The organism is Aerophototrophica crusticola (assembly GCF_012913305.1).
GTDB lineage: Bacteria > Pseudomonadota > Alphaproteobacteria > Azospirillales > Azospirillaceae > Niveispirillum > Niveispirillum crusticola.
The window spans coordinates 1520947-1541078 of record NZ_CP051775.1 but is presented as its reverse complement, the minus strand read 5'-3'; the positions used below and the strand labels follow the sequence as shown (position 1 = coordinate 1541078).

At 70.1% G+C, this 20132-nt stretch carries 16 protein-coding genes and 2 pseudogenes; 7 read left to right on the top strand and 11 right to left on the bottom strand.

What is annotated here, in order from left to right; genetic code table 11:
* Positions 1-69: 69 nt before the first annotated feature.
* Positions 70-3862: pseudogene (locus HHL28_RS07580) on the bottom strand (vitamin B12-dependent ribonucleotide reductase).
* A 349-nt stretch (positions 3863-4211) separates the two neighbouring features.
* Here HHL28_RS07580 and HHL28_RS07575 point away from each other — a divergent pair.
* From HHL28_RS07575 to HHL28_RS07555, 5 genes are all read left to right on the top strand, one after another.
* Positions 4212-5249 carry a lysylphosphatidylglycerol synthase domain-containing protein gene (locus tag HHL28_RS07575; protein WP_404326758.1) on the top strand — a complete coding sequence of 346 codons (1038 nt, stop codon included), beginning with the start codon at positions 4212-4214 and terminating at the stop codon, positions 5247-5249.
* Between the two features lie 169 nt (positions 5250-5418).
* A complete protein-coding gene (locus tag HHL28_RS07570; RefSeq protein ID WP_075768988.1) occupies positions 5419-5808 on the top strand; it encodes an NADH:ubiquinone oxidoreductase subunit NDUFA12 in 390 nt (129 codons plus the stop codon).
* A gap of 88 nt (positions 5809-5896) precedes the next feature.
* Positions 5897-6445 (top strand): outer membrane lipid asymmetry maintenance protein MlaD, encoded by a 549-nt coding sequence (gene mlaD / locus HHL28_RS07565; protein WP_075768989.1) that lies wholly within the window; start codon positions 5897-5899, stop codon positions 6443-6445.
* Position 6446: 1 nt separating this feature from the next.
* On the top strand, positions 6447-7208 hold the full coding sequence (locus HHL28_RS07560; RefSeq protein ID WP_075768990.1) for a class I SAM-dependent methyltransferase: 762 nt from the start codon (positions 6447-6449) through the stop codon (positions 7206-7208).
* A gap of 193 nt (positions 7209-7401) precedes the next feature.
* A complete protein-coding gene (locus HHL28_RS07555; protein WP_083698807.1) occupies positions 7402-7890 on the top strand; it encodes a DUF2155 domain-containing protein in 489 nt (162 codons plus the stop codon).
* On the opposite strand, the gene aat is transcribed toward HHL28_RS07555, so the two are convergent.
* Positions 7824-8477 carry a leucyl/phenylalanyl-tRNA--protein transferase gene (aat, locus tag HHL28_RS07550; protein WP_075768992.1) on the bottom strand — a complete coding sequence of 218 codons (654 nt, stop codon included), beginning with the start codon at positions 8475-8477 and terminating at the stop codon, positions 7824-7826. The two genes, HHL28_RS07555 and aat, sit on opposite strands and share 67 nt — an antisense overlap.
* A gap of 291 nt (positions 8478-8768) precedes the next feature.
* Here aat and HHL28_RS07545 point away from each other — a divergent pair, with 291 nt between their 5' ends.
* Positions 8769-10715, top strand: a complete 1947-nt coding sequence (locus tag HHL28_RS07545; protein WP_075768993.1) for a methyl-accepting chemotaxis protein — start codon at positions 8769-8771, stop codon at positions 10713-10715.
* 25 nt (positions 10716-10740) lie between these two features.
* On the opposite strand, the gene HHL28_RS07540 is transcribed toward HHL28_RS07545, so the two are convergent.
* The 8 genes and pseudogenes from HHL28_RS07540 to HHL28_RS07505 form a co-directional block, all read right to left on the bottom strand.
* Positions 10741-11205, bottom strand: coding sequence for a DUF2339 domain-containing protein (locus HHL28_RS07540; RefSeq protein ID WP_169654935.1), 465 nt, complete (start codon positions 11203-11205; stop codon positions 10741-10743).
* On the bottom strand, positions 11199-11483 hold the full coding sequence (locus HHL28_RS07535; RefSeq protein WP_169654933.1) for a hypothetical protein: 285 nt from the start codon (positions 11481-11483) through the stop codon (positions 11199-11201). Before HHL28_RS07535 ends, HHL28_RS07540 begins: the two co-directional genes overlap by 7 nt.
* A complete protein-coding gene (locus HHL28_RS07530) occupies positions 11438-12196 on the bottom strand; it encodes a DUF2339 domain-containing protein (RefSeq protein ID WP_169654931.1) in 759 nt (252 codons plus the stop codon). The genes HHL28_RS07535 and HHL28_RS07530 overlap by 46 nt, the downstream gene beginning before the upstream one ends.
* Positions 12121-12954, bottom strand: a complete 834-nt coding sequence (locus tag HHL28_RS07525; RefSeq protein WP_169654929.1) for a DUF2339 domain-containing protein — start codon at positions 12952-12954, stop codon at positions 12121-12123. Before HHL28_RS07525 ends, HHL28_RS07530 begins: the two co-directional genes overlap by 76 nt.
* 495 nt (positions 12955-13449) lie before the next feature.
* Positions 13450-14796 carry an acetyl-CoA carboxylase biotin carboxylase subunit gene (gene accC, locus HHL28_RS07520; protein WP_075769184.1) on the bottom strand — a complete coding sequence of 449 codons (1347 nt, stop codon included), beginning with the start codon at positions 14794-14796 and terminating at the stop codon, positions 13450-13452.
* Between the two features lie 17 nt (positions 14797-14813).
* A complete protein-coding gene (accB, locus tag HHL28_RS07515; RefSeq protein WP_075769185.1) occupies positions 14814-15281 on the bottom strand; it encodes an acetyl-CoA carboxylase biotin carboxyl carrier protein in 468 nt (155 codons plus the stop codon).
* A gap of 35 nt (positions 15282-15316) precedes the next feature.
* Positions 15317-15726: pseudogene (aroQ, locus tag HHL28_RS07510) on the bottom strand (type II 3-dehydroquinate dehydratase).
* Between the two features lie 196 nt (positions 15727-15922).
* Entirely contained in the window at positions 15923-16711 is a 789-nt protein-coding gene (locus HHL28_RS07505; RefSeq protein ID WP_075769186.1) for a DsbA family protein, read from the bottom strand.
* Positions 16712-17083: 372 nt separating this feature from the next.
* Here HHL28_RS07505 and HHL28_RS07500 point away from each other — a divergent pair, with 372 nt between their 5' ends.
* Positions 17084-18646 (top strand): DUF3369 domain-containing protein, encoded by a 1563-nt coding sequence (locus HHL28_RS07500; RefSeq protein WP_075768996.1) that lies wholly within the window; start codon positions 17084-17086, stop codon positions 18644-18646.
* A gap of 49 nt (positions 18647-18695) precedes the next feature.
* Here HHL28_RS07500 and HHL28_RS07495 read toward each other — a convergent pair whose 3' ends face one another.
* Positions 18696-20057 carry a M48 family metalloprotease gene (locus HHL28_RS07495; protein ID WP_075768997.1) on the bottom strand — a complete coding sequence of 454 codons (1362 nt, stop codon included), beginning with the start codon at positions 20055-20057 and terminating at the stop codon, positions 18696-18698.
* Positions 20058-20132: the final 75 nt, after the last annotated feature.

Sequence of the window (20132 nt, the reverse complement as noted above, 5' to 3'; positions counted from 1 at the left end):
ACGGCGCCTTTCGGCGCCTAACCCGACCGACGGTTCCTCAATCCCATAGCAGTTTAGCAAACCGTTGCCTCAGCTGCACCCCGTCGTTCCGCCGCAGGTGTCGCACTTCAGGCAGGTGCCGTTGCGGACCAGGGTCATGTTCTGGCACTCGGGGCAGGGGTCGCCCTCGTAGCCCTTGGCGCGGGCTTCGCGGATGCGGTCGGAGGCATGTCGGGCTTGGGGAGACACCCCCTCTCCCCGGTGGGTGTGGCCTGCTCCGGGGACCCCCTCACCCCAATCCTCTCCCCGGGGGGAGAGGGGGAATGGGGGGCTCCGTCACCCCGGTGGGGAGAGGGGGCATGGGGGCCGGCGAAGGCGGTGGGGCCATCGGTGCCGGTGGCGGCGTAGCTGGCGTAGGCGGTGACGGCGGTCTTGGACTGGCCGCCGGGGAGGACGCGGAGGTTGGAGCGGACGTAGCCGGTGCTGGCGATGCGGGCCAGGGTCTCCGGCGTCACGTGGGCGTGGTGCGCGTGGTGGTGGGCATGGTCGTGGGCGGGCTCGGCCAGGTCGGCCTGGGCGTCGCCGCGGCCCATGGTGTCGGGCAGCAGGTCCTCCGGCGTGGCGTGGGCCAGGTCGTTGCGGCCGAGGTAGGAGATGGCCAGCTCCCGGAACACGTAGTCCAGGATGCTGGTGGACATCTTGATGGCGTCGTTGCCCTGGACCATGCCGCTGGGCTCGAACCGGGTGAAGGTGAAGGCCTCCACATACTCTTCCAGCGGCACGCCGTATTGTAGGCCGAGGCTGATGGCGATGGCGAAGTTGTTCATCAGGCTGCGGAAGGCAGCGCCTTCCTTGTGCATGTCGATGAAGATCTCGCCCAGGCGGCCGTCCTGGTACTCCCCGGTGCGGAGATAGACCTTGTGCCCGCCCACCATGGCCTTCTGGGTGTAGCCCTTGCGCCGGTGGGGCAGCTTTTCCCGCTCGCTGGCGCGGACGATCTTCTCCACCACCCGCTCCACCACGCGCTCGGTCACCTGCACGGTGCGGACGGCGGCGGGGGCCTCCAGGATGCGCTCGAGCGTGGTCTGCTCCTCCTCGGACAAATCCTCCTCATCCTCCTCCAGCACGCTCGCGTTCAGGGGCTGGGAGAGCTTGGAGCCGTCGCGGTAGAGGGCGTTGGCCTTGATGCCCAGGCGCCAGGACAGGAGGTAGGCGTCCTTGCAGGCCTCCACGCTGGCGTGGTTGGGCATGTTGATGGTCTTGGAGATGGCGCCGGAGATGAAGGGCTGGGCCGCCGCCATCATGCGGATATGGGCCTCGGCGCTGAGGTACCGGGTGCCGATGCGGCCGCAAGGGGAGGCGCAGTCGAAGACGGGCAGGTGCTCCACCTTCAGGCCCGGCGCGCCCTCCAGGGTCATGGCGCCGCAGACATAGGTGTTGGCGGCGTCGATGTCGGCTTTGGTGAAGCCCAGGAAGGCCAGCATGTCGAAGCTGAAATCATCCAGGCTGCTGGCGGGGATGCCCAGGGTGCCGGTGCAGAAATCCTCCCCAACGACCATTTGTTGAAGGCGAACTTGATGTCGAAGGCGGACTTCAGCCCTTCCTCCAGCTTGGCGAGCTGGGCATCGCCGAAGCCCTTGGCGCGCAGCCGGTCATGGTTCACGCCCGGGGCGCCGGACAGGGTGCCGTGGCCGACGGCATAGCGCTCGATCCGGGCCACCTGCTCCGGCGTGTAGCCGAGCTTGGCCAGCGCCTCCGGCACCACGCGGTTGATGATCTTGAAATAGCCGCCGCCGGCCAGCTTCTTGAACTTCACCAGGGCGAAGTCCGGCTCGATGCCCGTGGTGTCGCAGTCCATCACCAGGCCGATGGTGCCGGTGGGGGCGATGACCGTGGCCTGGGCGTTGCGGTAGCCGTGCTTCTGGCCCAGGTCCAGGGCGCGGTCCCAGGCGCGGCGGGCGGCATCCACCAGGGCCGGGTCGGGGCACTGGGCGGCGTCCAGGGGGACGGGGGTGACGGACAGGGCCTCATAGCCACTTGCCGCGCCATGGGCGGCGCGGCGGTGGTTGCGGATCACCCGCAGCATGGCGTCCTTGTTGGGGACATAGCCGGGGAAGGGGCCCAGCTCCTCCGCCATCTCCGCTGACGTGGCATAGGCCACACCGGTCATGACGGCGGTGATGGCGCCGCACAGGGCGCGGCCCTCATCGCTGTCATAGGGGATGCCGGCGGCCATCAGCAGGCCGCCGATGTTGGCGTAGCCCAGGCCGAGGGTCCGGTACTCATAGGAAAGCTGCGCGATTTCCCGGCTGGGGAACTGGGCCATGAGGACGCTGATCTCCAGCACCACGGTCCAGAGCCGGCAGGCATGCTCGAACGCCTCGACGTCGAAGCTGCCGTCGCCGGGGCGGCGGAACTCCATCAGGTTCAGGGACGCCAGGTTGCAGGCCGTGTCGTCCAGGAACATGTACTCGGAACAGGGGTTCGAGGCGTTGATCCGGCCGGCGGCGGGGCAGGTGTGCCAGTCGTTGATGGTGGTGTCGAACTGCACGCCGGGGTCGGCGGACTGCCAGGCCGCATAGGCGATCTTGTCCCAGAGGGCGCGGGCCTTGAGGGTTTTGTGCGGCTTGCCGTCGGTGCGGCGGGTCAGCGTCCACTCCCCATCCTCCTCCACCGCCTTCAGGAAGGCGTCGGGCACGCGGACGGAGTTGTTGGAGTTCTGGCCGGAGACGGTCAGGTAGGCCTCAGAATCCCAGTCGGTGTCGAAGGTCTTGAGGTCGAACTCCGCGTAGCCCTGGCCGGCGAGCTGGATGGCGCGCTGGACATAGTTCTCCGGCACCAGGGCCTTGCGGGCGGCGAGGATGGCGCGCTTCAGGGCGCGGTTCTTCTGCGGGTCGAGGCGGTCCGCCTCCGGCCCGAAGCCCTCATTGCAGGCGGCGATGATGGTGTTGAGGTGCTTGCGCACCGTCTTGGAGCCGGTGACGAGGGCGGCGACCTTCTGCTCCTCCGTCACCTTCCAGTCGATGTAGGCCTCGATGTCGGGGTGGTCCAGGTCGACGGTCACCATCTTGGCGGCACGCCGGGTGGTGCCGCCGGACTTGATGGCGCCGGCCGCGCGATCGCCGATCTTCAGGAAGGACATGAGGCCGGAGGACTTGCCGCCGCCGCTGAGCCGCTCATTCTCCCCGCGGAGGCGGGAGAAGTTGGTGCCGGTGCCGGAGCCGTACTTGAAGAGGCGGGCCTCCCGGACCCAGAGGTCCATGATCCCGCCCTCATTCACCAGGTCGTCGGCGACGGACTGGATGAAGCAGGCATGGGGCTGCGGGTGCTCATAGGCCGACTCGGAGCGGGTGAGCTGGCCGGTGCGGAAGTCCACGTAGAAATGGCCCTGGCTGGGGCCGTCGATGCCATAGGCCCAGTGGATGCCGGTGTTGAACCATTGGGGGGAGTTGGGGGCCGCCATCTGGCGGGCCAGCATGTGCCGCAGCTCATCATGGAAGGCCGACGCGTCCGCCTCCGTGTCGAAATAGCCGCCCTTCCAGCCCCAATAGGCCCAGGTGCCGGCCAGGCGGTCGAAGACCTGGCGGGCGCTGGTTTCCCCCGATGTGGGCGTGTCGGCGCTGGCGGGGGCCTTGCGCCAGAGGAAGGAGGGGACGTCGTGCTCCTCCACGGGCTTCAGCGCGGTGGGGATGCCGGCCTTGCGGAAGTACTTCTGGGCCAGGATATCGCAGGCCACCTGGGACCAGTCGGCGGGGACCTCGATGTCCTTGGCCTGGAAGACCACGGAGCCGTCGGGGTTCCGGATCTCGCTGGTGGCGGTGCGGAACGGGATGCCCGCGTACGCGTCCTGGCCCTCGGTGGTGAAACGGCGCTCGACCCGCATTTCCTGTCCCCTGTGCCTGTGACGGGGGAGGGGGCGCGACGAGGCCCGTCAGCAGCACCCCTCCCCAAGATGCTGTAGCTAACAGGAGGCTAGGCCACGACGTCTCGCCCCTTCAACCACATTTTGGGGCCCTGGCCGATCGACATACCGGGTCTGGTGGGTGGTCGGGACAATGAGCGGCTGCTCGGAACCCGCGCGCCCGGCTGGGGTTGTGGGGGCTGGCCGGCCCGGCCCGTGGCATCCTGCGGACAGGCTGCCGCAGGGGGGCTTTGCAAGCACCCGGTTCGGTGGCAGGGTGCGCGGGCCTGCGACCTGCCCCCTTTTTGGCCAAGACTTGATGGACTCATCCGTGCACCCCCTGCCAAGCGGGCAGACCGAGCTTGAGGATACCCCCGACTCCGGAATCGCCGGGGCGGCCGGCAGCGGCAGTGGGCCGTCGGCCCGGATGAAGACCTGGACCGGCATCGCCACCGTGGTCTTCATCGTGGCGCTGCTGGGCGTGGCCGTGCACCACGTGATGGAGAAGGTGGACTTCGCGGAGGTCTGGGCCTACCTGACCGGCCTGCCCATGCAGGCGGTGCTGGAGGCGGTGGCCATGACCGCCGCCGGGTACCTGGTGCTGACGCTCTATGACGTGTCGGCCCTGCGCTTCCTGAAGATCAGGGTGCCCTACAGCACCACCGCGCTGGCCAGCTTCGCCGGCTATGCCATCAGCAACAATGTGGGCTGGGCCGTGATCTCCGGCGCCGGGGTGCGGTACCGGGTCTATTCGGTGGCGGGGCTGCGGGCGGCGGACGTGGCGAAGGTGCTGGTGTTCAGCACCACCACCTTCACCCTGGGCGTCACCTTCACCGGGGCGATCGGCATGCTGGTGGGGCCGCACCCGGTGGCCACCATCCTGAGCATCCCCGACCTGGCGGTGCAGCTCATCGCCGGGGCGAGCTTGGCCTTCCTGCTGGCGTTGTGCGTCATCGCCGGCGTCACCCACAAGCCGGTGAAGCTGTGGCGCTGGAGCTTCTCCACCCCGTCCAGCAAGGTGGTCATCAGCCAGATCGTCATCGCGTCGGTGGAGATCGTGCTGGCGGCGGCGGCCCTCTGGGTGCTGATGCCGCCTGACCATGAGGTGAGCTTCGGCGGCTTCCTGGGCGTGTTCAGCGCGGCCCTGGTGGTCAGCATGGTCAGCCACGTGCCCGGCGGCCTGGGCGTGTTCGAGTCCATCATGCTGCTGGGCCTGTCGGTCCAGGGGGCCTCCGCCGGCGCCGTGCTGGGCGCCCTGCTGGCCTTCCGCGCCGTGTATTATGTGCTGCCCCTGGCGGTGGCGGGCCTGCTGATGCTGGCCTGGGAGGCCAAGGCGCACGGGAAGCGGATGCTGGCGAAGCGGCGGTAGGGCTGCCCATCCGTGCGGGACAGTGGACGATGCCGCGACGCGGTGCCATAGTCCGCGCGTCCGGGCGGGGCTTGCGTACCGCCCGGCGTGAACGCATGTTCACGGGAAGAGCTTACCCCCGGGGACCCGGCAACGGGTCCTTGTCCCCTTGGGCCCAGAACGGACGGCCATGAAGAACCGTGTCTCCTTCGTCACCTGGATGGCCAACATCCATATCAACCTCCTGACCTGGCGCCTGGGCGTGCTGGTGGGCACGGACAAGGCCGGCAACCGGTACTACCGGGAGAAGAAGGCCCGTGCCGGCATGCGGGAACGGCGCTGGGTCCTGTACAATGGCGAGCCCGAGGCGTCGAAGGTCCCGCCGGAGTGGCATGGCTGGCTGCACCACACGGTGAAGGAGCCGCTGGGCGAGAACAGCCCGTTCCACAAGCCGTGGCAGAAGGAGCACCTGCCCAACCCGACGGGCACCCTGCAGGCCTACCGGCCGCCGGGCCACCTGTTCGAGGGGGGTGAGCGGGCCCGCGCCACGGGCGACTATGAGCCCTGGACGCCGTCCTGAGCGTTGGCCGATCGGCCCTGAGATGTGTTCGACCAGGGGCACCCGCGCCGTGGGTGCCCCATTTTTCCGGAACTGAACGGACCTTCCCATGCGCAGGAACGTGATCGAGACCGTGCTCGGCGCCGTCGTGCTGGTCGTGGCCGGCTTCTTCCTGTTCTTCGCCTACACCTCCGCCGACCTGCGGCCGGTGCGCGGCTATACGCTGGAGGCCCGGTTCAGCAGCACGAGCGGCCTGTCGGCCGGGTCCGACGTGCGGATCAGCGGCGTGAAGGTCGGCACGGTCACCGGGCAGACCCTGGACCCCAAGTCCTTCCAGGCCGTGGTGTCCATGGAGATCGACCCCACCGTGCAATTGCCGCGCGACACCTCTGCCGCCATCGCCAGCGAGAGCCTGTTGGGCGGGCGCTACCTGCAGCTCCAGCCCGGGGGCGAGGAGGAGATGCTGAAGGCCGGCGAGCGGATCGAGTACACCCAGAGCGCGGTGAACCTGGAAGAGCTGCTGGGCCGCTTCATCTTCAGCGCCAGTGGCGGCGGCGGCGGTGGGCAGGGTGGCGACGCGGCGCCGCCGGCCGGCGGGCAGCAGGGGGCGGCACCCCCCACCCAGGGATCTCCGGGCGGCCTGCTCGGGGGGCAGTGACATGGCGCCCGGCGGGGATGGCCAGGTCTGGGACGCTGGCGGCTATGGCCGGGACTACCGGTTCGTGGCCGACATGGCCCGCGACCTGCTGGGCTGGCTGGACCCGAAGCCGGGTGAGCGGATCCTGGACCTTGGTGCCGGTGACGGGGAGCTGACGGCGGCCATCGCGGCCACCGGCGCCAGCGTCCTCGCGGTGGATGGCTCCGCCAGCATGGTGGAAGCCTGCCGTGCCCGCGGGCTGGACGCCAGGGTGGTGGACGGCCAGTCCCTGCCGTTCCGCGACGAGTTCGACGCGGTGTTCAGCAACGCGGCCCTGCACTGGATGACCGACGTGGAGGCAGTGGCGGCCGGCGTGTTCCAGTCGCTGAAGCCGGGAGGCCGCTTCGTGGCGGAGATGGGCGGGGCCGGCAACGTCCGCAGCGCCCAACGGGCCCTGATAGAGGCGCTGGACCGCCGCGGGCTGGACGGCGCCGCGGCCGACCCCTGGGTCTTCCCCAGCATCGGCGAATATTCCTGCCGCCTGGAGGAGGCCGGGTTCCGGGTGGAGCAGATGCTGCTGTTCCCGCGCCCCACGCCCGTGCCTGCCGGGGTGCGCGCCTGGCTGGAAACCTTCGGCGGCAGCTTCACCGCCCTGCTGCCCAAGGCCGAGCGGGGCCCTTACCTGGACGAGGTGGCGGCGGCCATCGAGCCGGGCCTGACCGGGCCGGACGGGACTGCGGTATTGGACTATGTCCGGCTGCGGTTCCGGGCGGTGCGGCCATAGAGTTGCCATCTCTGCGGACAAACATCGGGTCGCTCCAACCCGTCATTCCCGCGAAAGCGGGAACCCAGGGTGGCAGTGCGCCTTGCCCTCCGGCGTGGCGGGCATGAACCATACCGTGGTGATCGTGATCCTGGGTCCCGCTTCCGCGGGATGACGGAAAAGGGATGTGAGGCAGATGGCACGGATGATGGCGATGGCAGTTGGTCGGTGCGGCACCCGGGCCGGTGTGGCCGCCCTGGTCTCCGCGCTTCTCGCGCACCCCGCTCAGGCCCAGACCACGCCCGCCGCCCCGCCGGCCTCGACCGCGGTGGACCGGCCGGCCCCGCCGCCGCCGCCGGCGCGCAGCTTCGAGGACATGCCGGTGGTGGTGTTGCAGGGGTTGGACAAGGTGACGGCCCGGACCAACACCTTCACGGCGAAGGTGGGGGAGGCGGCGACCTTCGGGAAGCTGACCATCCTGGTGAAGGCCTGCAAGAAGGCCCCGCCCATCGAGCCGCCGGAATCCGCCGCCTTCCTGCAGGTGCAGGAGCAGAAGCCGGATGAGGGCGTGGTGCCCGTGTTCGACGGCTGGATGTTCGCCAGCAGCCCCGCCCTGTCGGCGATGGAGCACCCGGTCTATGACGTCTGGGTCAAGGATTGCAGGAACCCGGACACCAAGGCGTCCTCCGGCACGTCCAACTGAAAGCGGCCCTCGCGCTTGAGCGCGTCGGCCAACTGCCTGCGGTAGCGGTGGCGGGGGATGTCCTCCGCCCCGAACTGGGACAGGTGCTTGGTCACGAACTGGGTGTCCAGCAGGGTGAAGCCGCCGGCCTTCAGCCGGGCCACCAGATGGACCAGGGCCACCTTGCTGGCGTCATCGGCACGGGAGAACATGCTTTCCCCGAAGAAGGCGCCGCCCAGGGACACGCCATAGAGGCCGCCCACCAGCTTCCCGTCCTGCCAGCTTTCCACCGAATGGGCGTGGCCCATGGTCTGGAGCAGGCAATAGGCATCCAGGATGCCCTGGTTGATCCAGGTATTCTCCCGCCCCGGGGCAGGCTCGGCACAGGCCAGCATCACGTCACGGAAAGCCGTGTCCACCCGCACCTCATAGGTGCCCTGGCGGATGGTGCGGCGCAGGCGCTTGGGCACGTGGAACCGGTCCAGGGGCAGCACGCCCCGCCAGGGCGGGTCGAACCACAGCAGCTCATCCGACGTGGCACTCTCTGCCATCGGGAAGACCCCGACCGCATAGGCGCGCAATAGCAGGTCGGGCGTGAGCGTGTTCATGGGGACGTGGCATCCACGGCGGCACTGGGCCTTATTCCTAGCAAAACCTGAGCCCCGGCAACCGGTCACGGAAAGTTCAAGCGTCGGTGACGGAACTGTCGCACTCGCCCCCTAGATCGATGGGGGTACCGCGCCCCGGGTTCCGATGGCGGCGTGGCCGTACGCGCTTGGCCCGGACCGGGCCCGCCGGAGACAGGAACCATCGCCATGACCGCATTGATGCTCTCTCCCGGGGCTGATGTCAGGGATGTAACGCCTGATGAGGGCGGATGGCTGGCGCGGCTTTCGATCGTGACCCGCATCGGGGCGCTGGTGGGGGCGGCGCTGCTGACCGTCCTGCTGACCAGCGGCCTTTTCCTGGTCGGTGACGCCAAGCGGCAGGCCGCGACGGGACGGATGACCGGGCTTTCCGCCCTGGCGGAGTCGGCGGCGACCCTGGACCGCAACGCCATGGCCTTGCAGGCCGTGGTGGCCGGCTTCCTGCGCGACCGCGACCCGGGCGCGGGGGAGGCGTTCCGGCAGACAATGGCGCAGGCGACCCGGTCCCTGGAGGCCGTGCGGCAGGACCCGGCGGCCGCCCCGGCGCGGGAGACGCTGGACGGGGTGGCGGCCCGGCTGGCCGAGGCGGCGGAGTTGTTCGACAGGTTGTATGAGCAGACCCGGGTGGTGGGCTTCAGCGACACCGACGGGCTGCGGGGCCGGATGCTGAAATCCTCTGGCGCGGTGCAGGAGGAGCTGAAGAAATGGCCCGCGGACATGGCGGCCATCCTGCTGATCGGGATGGGCGAGATGCGGGGGGCGGAGAAGAGCTTCCTGATGTCCGGCGACCCGTCGTTCCTGGGGCTCCACCGCAAGGCCTATAACGAGTTTGGCTTCAACCTGCCGGTTTCAAAGTTGGACGAGGCGACAAAGGCCACCTTGAACACGCTGGTGACGGCCTACAGGCAGGACATGGTTGCCTTCGCCGAGGCGACGGAGAAGCAGCAGGCTGAGCTGAAGGCCTTCCAGGGAGCGTTCGGGGCGGTGCGGCCGCTGGTGGATGGGCTGTTCACCTTCACCCGCCAGGGGCTGGACGCCGCCAAGGCGGAGGAGGAGGCGATCCGGGCGGGGACGCAGCGGGTGACCCTGGCGGTGGCCGGGGTGCTGGTGGCCCTGTTCTGCGGCCTGTCCCTGCTGCTGGTCCGCTCCATCACCCGGCCGCTGGTGGAGATCGAGGGGGCCATGGAGGTGCTGGCCGGGGGCGGGCGACTGTCCCTGATCCCCGGCATCGGCCGCCAGGATGAGATCGGCGACATGGCCAGGGGCATCGACGTGTTCCGCCGCAATGCCGAGGAGGTGGAGCGGCTGAAGGTGGAGGAGCGGGAGCGGGAGCGGCTGCACCGGCAGGAGTTCGCCGACCGGTTCAGCGGCTTGTCCGCTGCCATCGAGCGCGAGGTGGCCGGTACGGTGGAGGCGGTGCTGGCGGAGGCGGGGGCCATCGCCGGCCTGGCCCAGCGGATGAACGAGGCGGCCCAGCGCACGGGGGAGCAGAGCCGCGGCGTTGCCGGTGCGGCGGAGGATGCCACCGGGAACGTGCAGGCCGTCGCCGCGGCGACGGAGGAACTGGCCGCCAGCTCCCGCGAGATCGGGCGTCAGGTGGAAAGCGTGGCCGGCATCACCCATGAGGCGGTGGCCAAGGGGGAGAAGACGCGGGCCATCCTGGCGGAGCTGGCCGAGGCGGCCCGGACCATCGGCCGGACGGCGGAGCTGATCGGCGACATCTCCGGCCAGACGAACCTGCTGGCCCTGAACGCCACCATCGAGGCGGCACGGGCCGGGGAGGCGGGCAAGGGCTTCGCGGTCGTGGCGAGCGAGGTGAAAAGCCTTTCCACCCAGACGGCCAAGGCGACGGAGGAGATCGCCACCCGGATCGCCGCCGTGCGCCAGACCACCGACCGGGCCATCCGCGACATCGCCCAGCTTTTCGACGTGATCGGGCGGGTGGACCACATCGCCGGCAGCATTGCCAGTGCCGTGACCGAGCAGGGCAGCGCCACCGAGGGCATCAGCGCCAGTGCCGCCAGCGCTGCCGCAGGCACCATCGAGGTGTCGGACAGGATCCGCACCGTGGCGGAGGACGCGGGCGCCGCCCGCACCTTGGCCGACGACCTGGACCGCAAGGCGGCGGCGGTGACCGCCCAGGTGGCCAGCCTGCGGGAACGGCTGGTGGCCATCCTGGAGGGGAGCCGGGCGGCCTGATATCCTTGTTCCACGCCGCTTGTGCTCAAGAGGCCGCTGCGGGCCGCGGCGGCTGGACGAAGCGCTGGTAGAGCCAGCCGATGCCGATCAGGCTGGCGCCCAGGCCGAAGAAGGACAGGATGCGCAGCAGGCCTTCCAGGTCCGCCATGTCCAGGAGGAAGACCTTGGCCACGGTGAGCATCAGCACGGCCAAGGCCGCGTAGCGGGCGGCGGAGAGCCGCAGGCGGATACCTGCCGCCAGCAGGCCCAGGGCGAAGAGCAGCCAGAGGACGGAGTAGGCGTAAAGCTCCCCGTCGCCGATGCCGTTGCCGACATAGAGGTACCGGCCTTGGAAGGCCTGGCGGACTTCCAGCGACAGGCCGGCGAAGGCCAGAAGCAGCGCGGCCGCGGCAGCCAGGGTGCGGGCGCGGCCCCCCGCCGGCCAGAGCCGGGCGCCCAGGAGCAGCAGGGGAACGGGGGCCAGGTAGGCCAGCAGGACCAGGTTCAGCACGGGCCAGGGACCCACATCCTCCCCGTCCAGAGCGGGTTCTGGACCAGGAGTTGCAGGACCAGGACATGCAGGCCGGCGAGGACGAGCAGGGCACGGCTTCCCCACAGGAGCACCGTGGGCAGGTGGCGCCGGCCCGCCAGGCCCGCGGCGGTGGCGAGCCAGGCGAGGCTGCGCAGGGACAGTTCCAGCAGGTCCCAACTCTTGCCGCGCAGGCTGCCGTCGGTCCAGGCCTTCACGGCCAAGGCGGGCAGCACGACGGCGAGGACGAGGCTGCCCACCTGCAAGGCGGCCCGCGCCGGGCTGTCGGCGACAACTGCCGGGCTGCCCACCAGAAGGCCAGGGCCGGGATGCCATAGCCCCAGAGCACCCAGGGGAACGGCGTCCAGACCGGGTAGTCCAGTACGTCCTGGTTAAGCAGCAGGCGGGACAGGACGATGGCGGCCACGGCGTTGCTGCCCCAGGCCGGCCAGGTGAGGCCCGTCCGGCGGCTCGCCAGGGCCGCCAGCGGGGCAAGCAGGGACAGGGCGACGGTCAGTGGGGCCTGGTCGAGCTGGGTGACCAAGGTGAGGGCGGCGGCGGCCAGGGCAGTGGCGGCATGGGCCTCCGCCGCGGGACGCCAGCCTCGGCGCAGGGTGAAAAGGGCGAGCGAGGCCAGGGCCGCGGTGAGCAGGAGCAGGGGCGGGAGCCAGGCCCAGCCTGTGACCTCCCCCTCCCACCGGGCGTAAGCGGTGGCGGCGAGGCCCAGGGGGACAAGGCCGGACAGCAGTGCCCAGGCGCGGGCGGGCCGGCGGTGGCGGAGGAGGGCCAGCGTGCCCAACGCCAGATAGGCGATGCCGAATCCGCCGGCGACAAGCAGCCGGGTGCCGGGGGTGGGGCCGGTGGGGACGGCTTGGTAGAGGCCGACACTCACCAGGGTCAGCAGCCCCGCCGCCAGGGACAGGCGCCAGCGTCGGGGTTCGGTGGCCGCGAGGGCGAGGAGGAGCAAACCCACCAGGATCGTCGCGGCCCAGCCGGCGGCGGACCAGTCCGACACCCCGCCAGCACCACGGCGAGGACGGTGGCAAGCCAGCCGGACGCCTCTGCCATGCCGGCGGCGAGGCGGCGCTTGGCCCGATTCCCTAGGGTTGCCCAGGTCACCAGCGGGGGCACCGCCAGCACGTAGAGGAGCGCTGCCCAGTCGGCCGCTCCCCGTGGGAACAGGTGCAGCAGCCCTACCGTCCAGACTGCGTGCCCAGCCAGGACGGGCAGCGCCAGCCAGGGGGTGCCGAGGCGGCGGGCTGCCGCCAGGGTCGCGATGGTGAGGAGCAGCAGCCAGGCCAGAAGGGTCCAGGCGGACGGCGTGTCGGACGGGATCAGGGCGGGGAAGGCCAGGCCTCCCGCCAGCCCCAGCAACGCGACCAGGGCACCGTGCCGCAGGGCCAGGCCCTGTGCCGCAAGACAGAAGGCCGCCAGGGCGACGAAGGTCGTGGCGGGGCCCAGCAGGTCATGGAGGGCGAAGGAGGCGTAGATGGCGGCAGAGGCGATGGACAGGCCCGCCGCCACCAGCGCCGACGGCACCTGGTCGCCGCGGATGCGGCCCAGGTCGCGGGCCAGGGGCCGGCGCCGCAGCCACTCCCCACCCAGGACAAGGGCGAGGCCCAGCAGCACCGCCAGGGTCATCCGGGCGGCGGGGCCGAGCAGGCCTTGCTCGATGGCGTAGCGGGCGAGGAAGACGCCCCCCAGCGCCAGGGTCAGCCCGCCCAGCCACACCAGCCAGCGGGAGGCAAAGGCCTGCTCCAGGGAGGCGCCGTCCTCGGCTTGCTCGCGGGCGGCGACGGGTGGCAGGACCGGCGTGGCCGGCGCGTGCTCCTGCGCCTCCTCATCGGGGATATCCCAGCGCGGATGGCGGCGGGACTGCGGGGCCAGGAGCCGGCGGCTGCCGGGGTGGCCTCCGGCATGGGCTGGGGCGGCGGCTCTCCACCGATCACGGCCTGGAGCCGGGCCACCTCCTGCCGCAAGGCGGCCACGTCGCGCTCCAGCCGCCGGTTGGCCCGGAAGGCGAGGGCGCCGAGGATCGCGCCGATCAGGAGGAGGAGGTCCAGCATCCAGAGATCATCCGACACGACGCGCACTCCGGAAAGCGCGGGGTGGGGTAACGCGGGGACGGTACATGCGGGGTGAACGACGTTCAAGACGCTGCGTGGGCGGAAACGAGAAGGGCCCGGCGTCGCCGCCGGGCCCCGGTCGCTGGCTGGGAAGGGACGGTCAGGAGGACCGCCGCTTCATCCATTCTTCCATCCACTTGATGTCGTACTGGCCGTTGATGAAGTCCGGCTCGGCGATGATCTTCATGTGGAGGGGGATGGAGGTGTCCACGCCCTCGATCACGAACTCCTCCAGGGCGCGGCGCAGGCGCATCAGGCATTCGTTGCGGCTGTTGCCGTGCACGATCAGCTTGGCGATCATGCTGTCATAGTGCGGCGGCACCCGGTAGCCCACATAGAGGGCCGAGTCCACCCGCACGCCCAGGCCGCCCGGGGCGTGGTACTGCTTGATCTGGCCGGGGGAGGGCATGAAGCTCTCCGGGTGCTCGGCGTTGATCCGGCACTCGATGGAGTGGCCGTTGAAGCGCACGTCCGCCTGGGTGATGCCCAGGGGCGCCCCGGTGGCGACCTTGATCTGCTCCCGCACCAGGTCCACGCCGGTGATCATCTCCGTGATCGTGTGCTCGATCTGGAGGCGGGTGTTCATCTCGATGAAGTAGAACTGGCCGTTCTCGTACAGGAACTCCATCGTGCCGGCGCCGCGGTAGCCCAGCAGCTTGGCGGTGCGGGCGGCCAGGCTGCCCACCTTCTCCCGCTCCTCGGCGTTGAGGGCGGGGCTGGGCGCCTCCTCCACCACCTTCTGGTGGCGGCGCTGGATGGAGCAGTCACGCTCCCCGAAATGCACCACGTTGCCGTGGTGGTCGCCCAGCAGCTGGATCTCGATGTGGCGCGGGTTGGCCAGGTACTTCTCGAGGTAGACCTCGTCGTTGCCGAAGGCGGCGCGCGCCTCGCCCCGGGCGAGCTGGTAGGCCTCCCGCAGCTGGTCGCGGTCCCAGGCCACCTTCATGCCCTTGCCGCCGCCGCCGGCCGCGGCCTTGATCAGGACGGGGTAGCCGATGCTGTCCGCCACGGACGCGGCGACCTCGAAGCTCTCCACCGGGCCGTCGGAGCCGGGGACGCAGGGCAGGCCCAGGCCGATCACCGTCTTCTTGGCGGTGACCTTGTCGCCCATGATGCGGATATGCTCCGGCGTCGGGCCGATCCAGGCGAAGCCGTGCTCGATCACCATCTCGGCGAACTGGGCGTTCTCGGCCATGAAGCCGATGCCGGGATGGATGGCGTCCGCACCCGTGATGGTGGCGGCCGACAGGATCGCCGGGATGTTCAGGTAGCTTTCCTTCGCGGCCGGCGGGCCGATGCACACGCTCTCATCCGCGAGGCGCACATGCATGGCGTCGGCGTCGGCGGTGGAGTGCACCGCCACGGTCTTGATGCCCATCTCCCGGCAGGCGCGGTGGATGCGCAGCGCGATCTCACCGCGGTTGGCGATGAGGACCTTCTCGAACAGCCCGTCCTGCATCGCCATCACTCGATGACCAGCAGGGCTTCGCCATACTCGACCGGCTGGGCGTCCTTCACCAGCAGGTCGGTGACGGTGCCGGAACGCGGGGCCTTGATCGGGTTCATCACCTTCATGGCCTCGATGATCAGGATCGTCTGGCCGGCCTTCACCGTGTCACCCGCCTTCACGAAGGGGGCGGCGCCGGGCTCCGGCGCCAGGTAGGCGGTGCCGACCATGGGGGACTTCACCGCGCCCGGGTGCTGGGCCGGGTTGCCGGCGGGGGCGGCCGGGGTCGCGGCGGCAGGCGCCTGGGCCGCCGCGGGCATGGCGGCCGGCATGGGCGCGTAGGCGAGGGTGGGGGCCTGGGGCACGGCGCGGGTCAGGCGGATGCGGCGCTCACCCTCCGAATACTCCATTTCGGTCAGGCCGCTGTCCTGCAGCAGCTTGGCCATGGTGCGGACGAACTCGGCATCCAGATCGAAGCTCGACATGGTCTTCTCAACCTTCTTCTCAGGCCCGGAATCGCTCACGGCTGGGCCTGGGCGTCGATCAGGCGGGACACCGCCTGCAACGCCAGGACGTAGCCATGCGAACCGAAGCCGCATATGACCCCCTTCGCGATCGTCGACACGTAGGAATGGTGCCGGAACGGCTCACGACGGAAGATGTTGCTCAGATGCACCTCGACGACCGGGAGGTCGACGGCCGCGAGGGCGTCGAGGATGGCGATGGAGGTATGGGTATAGGCACCGGCGTTCAGGATGATGGCGTCGTGCTCGCCGCGCGCCTCCTGGATCCAGGTGACCAGCTCCCCCTCATGGTTCGACTGCCGGAAATCCAGGTCCAGGCCGAGGCGGGAAGCCTCCACCCGGCAGAGGGCCTCCACGTCGTCCAGCGTTTCCCGCCATAGACATGGGGCTCCCGCGTGCCGAGCATGTTGAGGTTCGGCCCATTGAGGAGGAGCACGGACGGCTGGATCGCCACGGGATCGGTACCCTGGAGGTGTCACGACAGGCGGCGGCTTTATAGCACGCGGCCCCGCGGGGCAAGGCGCGTGAACGGCAGCCGTCCGCCCCGCAGACGCCGGTGACCTTCGCGGGACGGGAAGGGGGCCGGCCGCCCCCATCCAGCCTCAGCCGCCCCGCTTGGTGCCGGCGGCCTTCGCGTCTTCCCGCGCCGAGGCGAAGACCAGGGCGAACTGGTCCTTCTCGATGGCGCCGGGGATCAGCGTGTCGCCCACGACGAAGCCCGGGGTGCCACGGATGCCGAGGGCCGAGGCCAGGGCCTTGTTGTCCTCGATCTCCCTGGTGATGGCGGCATCTTCCATGTCCTTGCGCATCTTCGCCACGTCAACGCCCGCCGTCTTGGCGGCGGCGTCGATGGCGGCGCTGTCCAGCCGGCCGGCGTTGGACATCAGGGCGCTGTGCATGGCCTCATACTTGCCCTGCTTCGCGGCGGCCAGGGCGGCCTTCGCGGCTTCCTCCGAGGAGGGGGCGAGGATGGGGAATTCCTTGTAGACGACGCGGACCTTGCCGTCGGCCTTCACCGCCTCCACCCGCTCCGGGTGGGCCTTCTTGCAGTAGCCGCAGTTGTAGTCGAAGAATTCCACCAGCGTGACGTCGCCCTTGGGGTTGCCGCCCACCGGGCTGGTGGGGCTGGCGACCAGCTTGTCGCGATTCGCCTTCAGCGCGTCGGCCTGGGCCTGCTCGGTGGCCTGCTTCTCCCGCTTGTCCAGCTCCTGCACCGCCTCCAGGATGATCTCCGGGTGGGCCAGGATGTACTCGCGGACGATCTGTTCCACGGCAGCCCGGTCCAGGGGCTTGGCGCCTTTGTCCTGGGCGAGGGCCGGGGCGGTGGCCGGCAGGGCCGCCACGGCGGTGAGCAGCAGGGCGCGGGAAACGGCGCGGCGGAACGGTGTCATGGGCAGGTCCATCGGAATCGGGCGTGTCAGGGCCGTGGAACGGGCGGCGCAGCTTGCGCATGCGCCGTGTGGGGTGCAACCGGAAAGCGGGGCCGCGGGTTGCCTGGTGCCCTCCGGACCCTGCGAAACGGACCGCTGCCCGGGGTGGCACATGGTGCTTGCCTAGCCAACCGTGGTATGCCGAGATATGCGAGCCTATGCGGCCACGGCCTACGCTGGTAGTCTGGCTTTCCAACTTGGGCCGGCGTTGCGGCGGAAGTGTGACGGAAGGACCCCCACCCTTGGACGGTTACCTGGTTCGTTCCTGCCCGGTGGGGCGCAAGGTCGGGGTGCCCGGGGCGCCGGCCCACAACATGGCGGCTGGGGGGCTCGATGACCGCCGGTGACGATTTCCTGTTCCAGGACGAGCCGGTGGAGGCCCCGCCGGCGCCGGCTGCCGTGGCCAAGCCCTGGCTGATCCTGATCGTGGACGACGACCCCGAAGTCCACGCCATGACCCGGCTGGTCATGAAGAAATTCGCCTACAACGGCCGGCCGGTGCAGTTCCTGTCCGCCTATTCGGCGGAAGAGGCATTGCAGATCCTGCGCAACGACCCCGGCATCGCCATGATCCTGCTGGACGTGGTGATGGAGACGGACGATGCCGGCTTGCGCCTGGTGCCCCGCATCCGGGAGGAGCTGGGCAATGACGCCGTGCGTATCATCCTGCGGACCGGCCAGCCCGGCCAGGCGCCGGAGGATGCGGTCATCCACGGCTACGACATCAACGACTACAAGGCCAAGACGGAGCTGACGGCCCAGAAGCTGGGGACCGCCACCGTGGCCGCCCTGCGGTCATACGAGCACATCACCGCCCTGCAACGGTCCCGCCAGGGGATGGAGCGCATCATCGGCGCCTCCACCCAGATCTTCACCCTGCGCACCGTGGACCGCTTCGCCGAGGCGGTGGTGCGGGAGCTGTCGCGGGTGCTGGACCTGCCGGAGGACGGGCTGATCTGCGTGCCCCGCGGCCTCGCCAAGTCCGACGCGCAGATCCTGGCGGGCAGCGGTCGCCATGCCGGCAGTGCCGGGATGCCGCTGGTGGCCACCACCGACCCGGAGCTGGCGGATGCCGTCCTGACGGTGCTGCGGGAGCGGCGGCACGATTACGGCGATGACCGCGTGATCCTGTGGCTGCGCACGGCGGACGGGCGCGATGCCGCCGCCTGCCTGCACAGCGGCCGGCCGCTTGACGAGCTCGAGCGGCGGCTGGCCGAGGTGCTGGTGGCCAAGATCTCCGTCGGGTTCGACAACCTGCACCTCTACGACCAGCTCAAGAAGGCCCACAAGGCCACGGTGATCGCCCTGGCGGGGTTGGCCGAGTACAAGGACCCGGACGGGGGCGGGGACCACGTGCTGCGGCTGTCCCGGCTGGTGACGGAGATCGCCTTCATCCTGCGCACGGACCCGGACTATGCCGCGCAGGTCGACGACGAGTTCCTGGACCTGATCACCATGGGGTCCATGCTGTACGACATCGGCATGGTGGGTGTGCCCGACCGGGTCACCATGAAACAGGGGGCGCTGGACGGGGACGAGCGCGCCCTGATGCAGCAGCACTGCGAACGGGGTGCCGCCATCCTGGAGAAGGCGTCGCGGATGGTGGAGGGCAGCAACTACCTGTCCTTCGGCGCCGCCATCGCCCGCACCCACCAGGAGCGCTGGGACGGTACCGGCTATCCCAAGGGCCTGGCCGGCACGGACATCCCCCTGGCCGCCCGCATCGTCGCCGTGGCCGACGTGTTCGACGCCCTGACCCACCGGCGGAGCTGGCGGGACGCCGTGCCGGTGGCGGAGGCGCTGAAGACCATCGAGCAAGGGGCCGGGAGCCAGTTCGACCCGGCGGTGGTCAGGGCCTTCTTCCGGGTCATGCAGGGCCGCGGGCGCGTGCGCTGAACCTTTCCCCTGGCCCCGCTGCGTGCGTCAGCGCAGGCCCTGGCGGGCCTCAGTTCATGTCCACGCGGCTTTCGACCATGACCCGGATGTCCTGGGCGCGCAGCCATTCCGGGCTGCCGGCGGGCAGCATCTGTTCCGCCCGGTCGGCGTGGAACTTGGCGGCGCGGACGTCGCCGCGGGCCAGGGCTTCCTCCGCGCGGGCGTAGGCGAGCTGGGGCTGCATGTCGGACCGGCTGTAGGCGCTGGCAAGCAGGCGCCAGACCAGGGCGGAGCGCCGCTCCAGCCGGGCGGATTCCTGCAGGTTGACCATCGCCTCCTTCACCAGCCGGTCATCGCCCACCTCCAGCAGCGCATGGCCGAGGGAGGAGCGGATCAGCCCTTCCTCCGGCGCCAGCTTCACGGCTTGCCGGTACGGCACCACGGCCTCTGCCGGGCGGCCGTTCTCCAGCAGGATCTGGCCCTTCAGCTCATGGAAGTAGGGATTGTCCTTTTCCTCGGAGATGAGCTGGTCCACCAGCTTCAGGGCAGGGGTGACGCTGCCCTTCTGGTACAGGGCGATGGCGCGGGCATAGCGGGCGGAGACGCTGGTGTCGCCCTCCGGGTAACGGCGCAAGGCGATGTCGGGGCGCATGAAGCCAACCAGCTTGGCCACCATGCGCCGGTGCATCTCATAGAACTCGTCGGGGAAGCGCTTGCCGTTGTTCTGCGACCGGGTCTCCACGAAGTTGCGGATGGCCTCGATGCGGTTCCGGGTCAGGGGGTGGGTGCGCACATACTCCACCTGCCGGTTCTCCGGCAGCAGCTCCTGGCTGCCCAGCTTGCGCATCATCTCCAGCATGCCCTGGGACGACCAGCCGATGCGCTCCAGCGTGCCCATGGCGAACTCGTCGGCCGAGCCCTCCTGCGCGCGGGTGAAGGAGAAGAAGCTGCGCATGGCGATGTCCTGGCCGCCGCCCATCACGCCGGCGCCCACGTCGCCCCGGCCAGCACCAATTGCGGCGGCGAGGCCCAGCAGGGTGAACAGCGTGGCGATGGTGGAGGCGTTGGCCATGGCGTCGGAGGACCGCGCCAGGTGCCCGCCGGCGATGTGCCCGATCTCGTGCGCCGTCACGCCGATCAACTGGCCAAGGTCCGTGTCGGACAGCAGGCCGGTGTGGAAGAAGATGTTCTGGCCCCCGGCCACGAAGGCGTTCAGGCTGTCGTCGTTGATCAGCGCGATGGTCACCGCGTCGGGGACAATTCCGGCCGATTGCAGGATCGGGCTGGCGAAGACCTTCAGGGTGTGCTCGATTTCCGCGTCACGGATGAAGCTGAGCTGCCGGCCCTGGGCCAGCACCGGCTCCACCGCCAGAGTGGTGGACATGGCCAGCGCCACGCCCGCGATGGCCAGTCGTTTCAGGGTCGAGAACATGGGACCTTCCTTCACCGCCGCCCCCCCGCCGGGAAATCAGCATGAAAAATCTGGCGAGGGAAGGGCGGAATTACC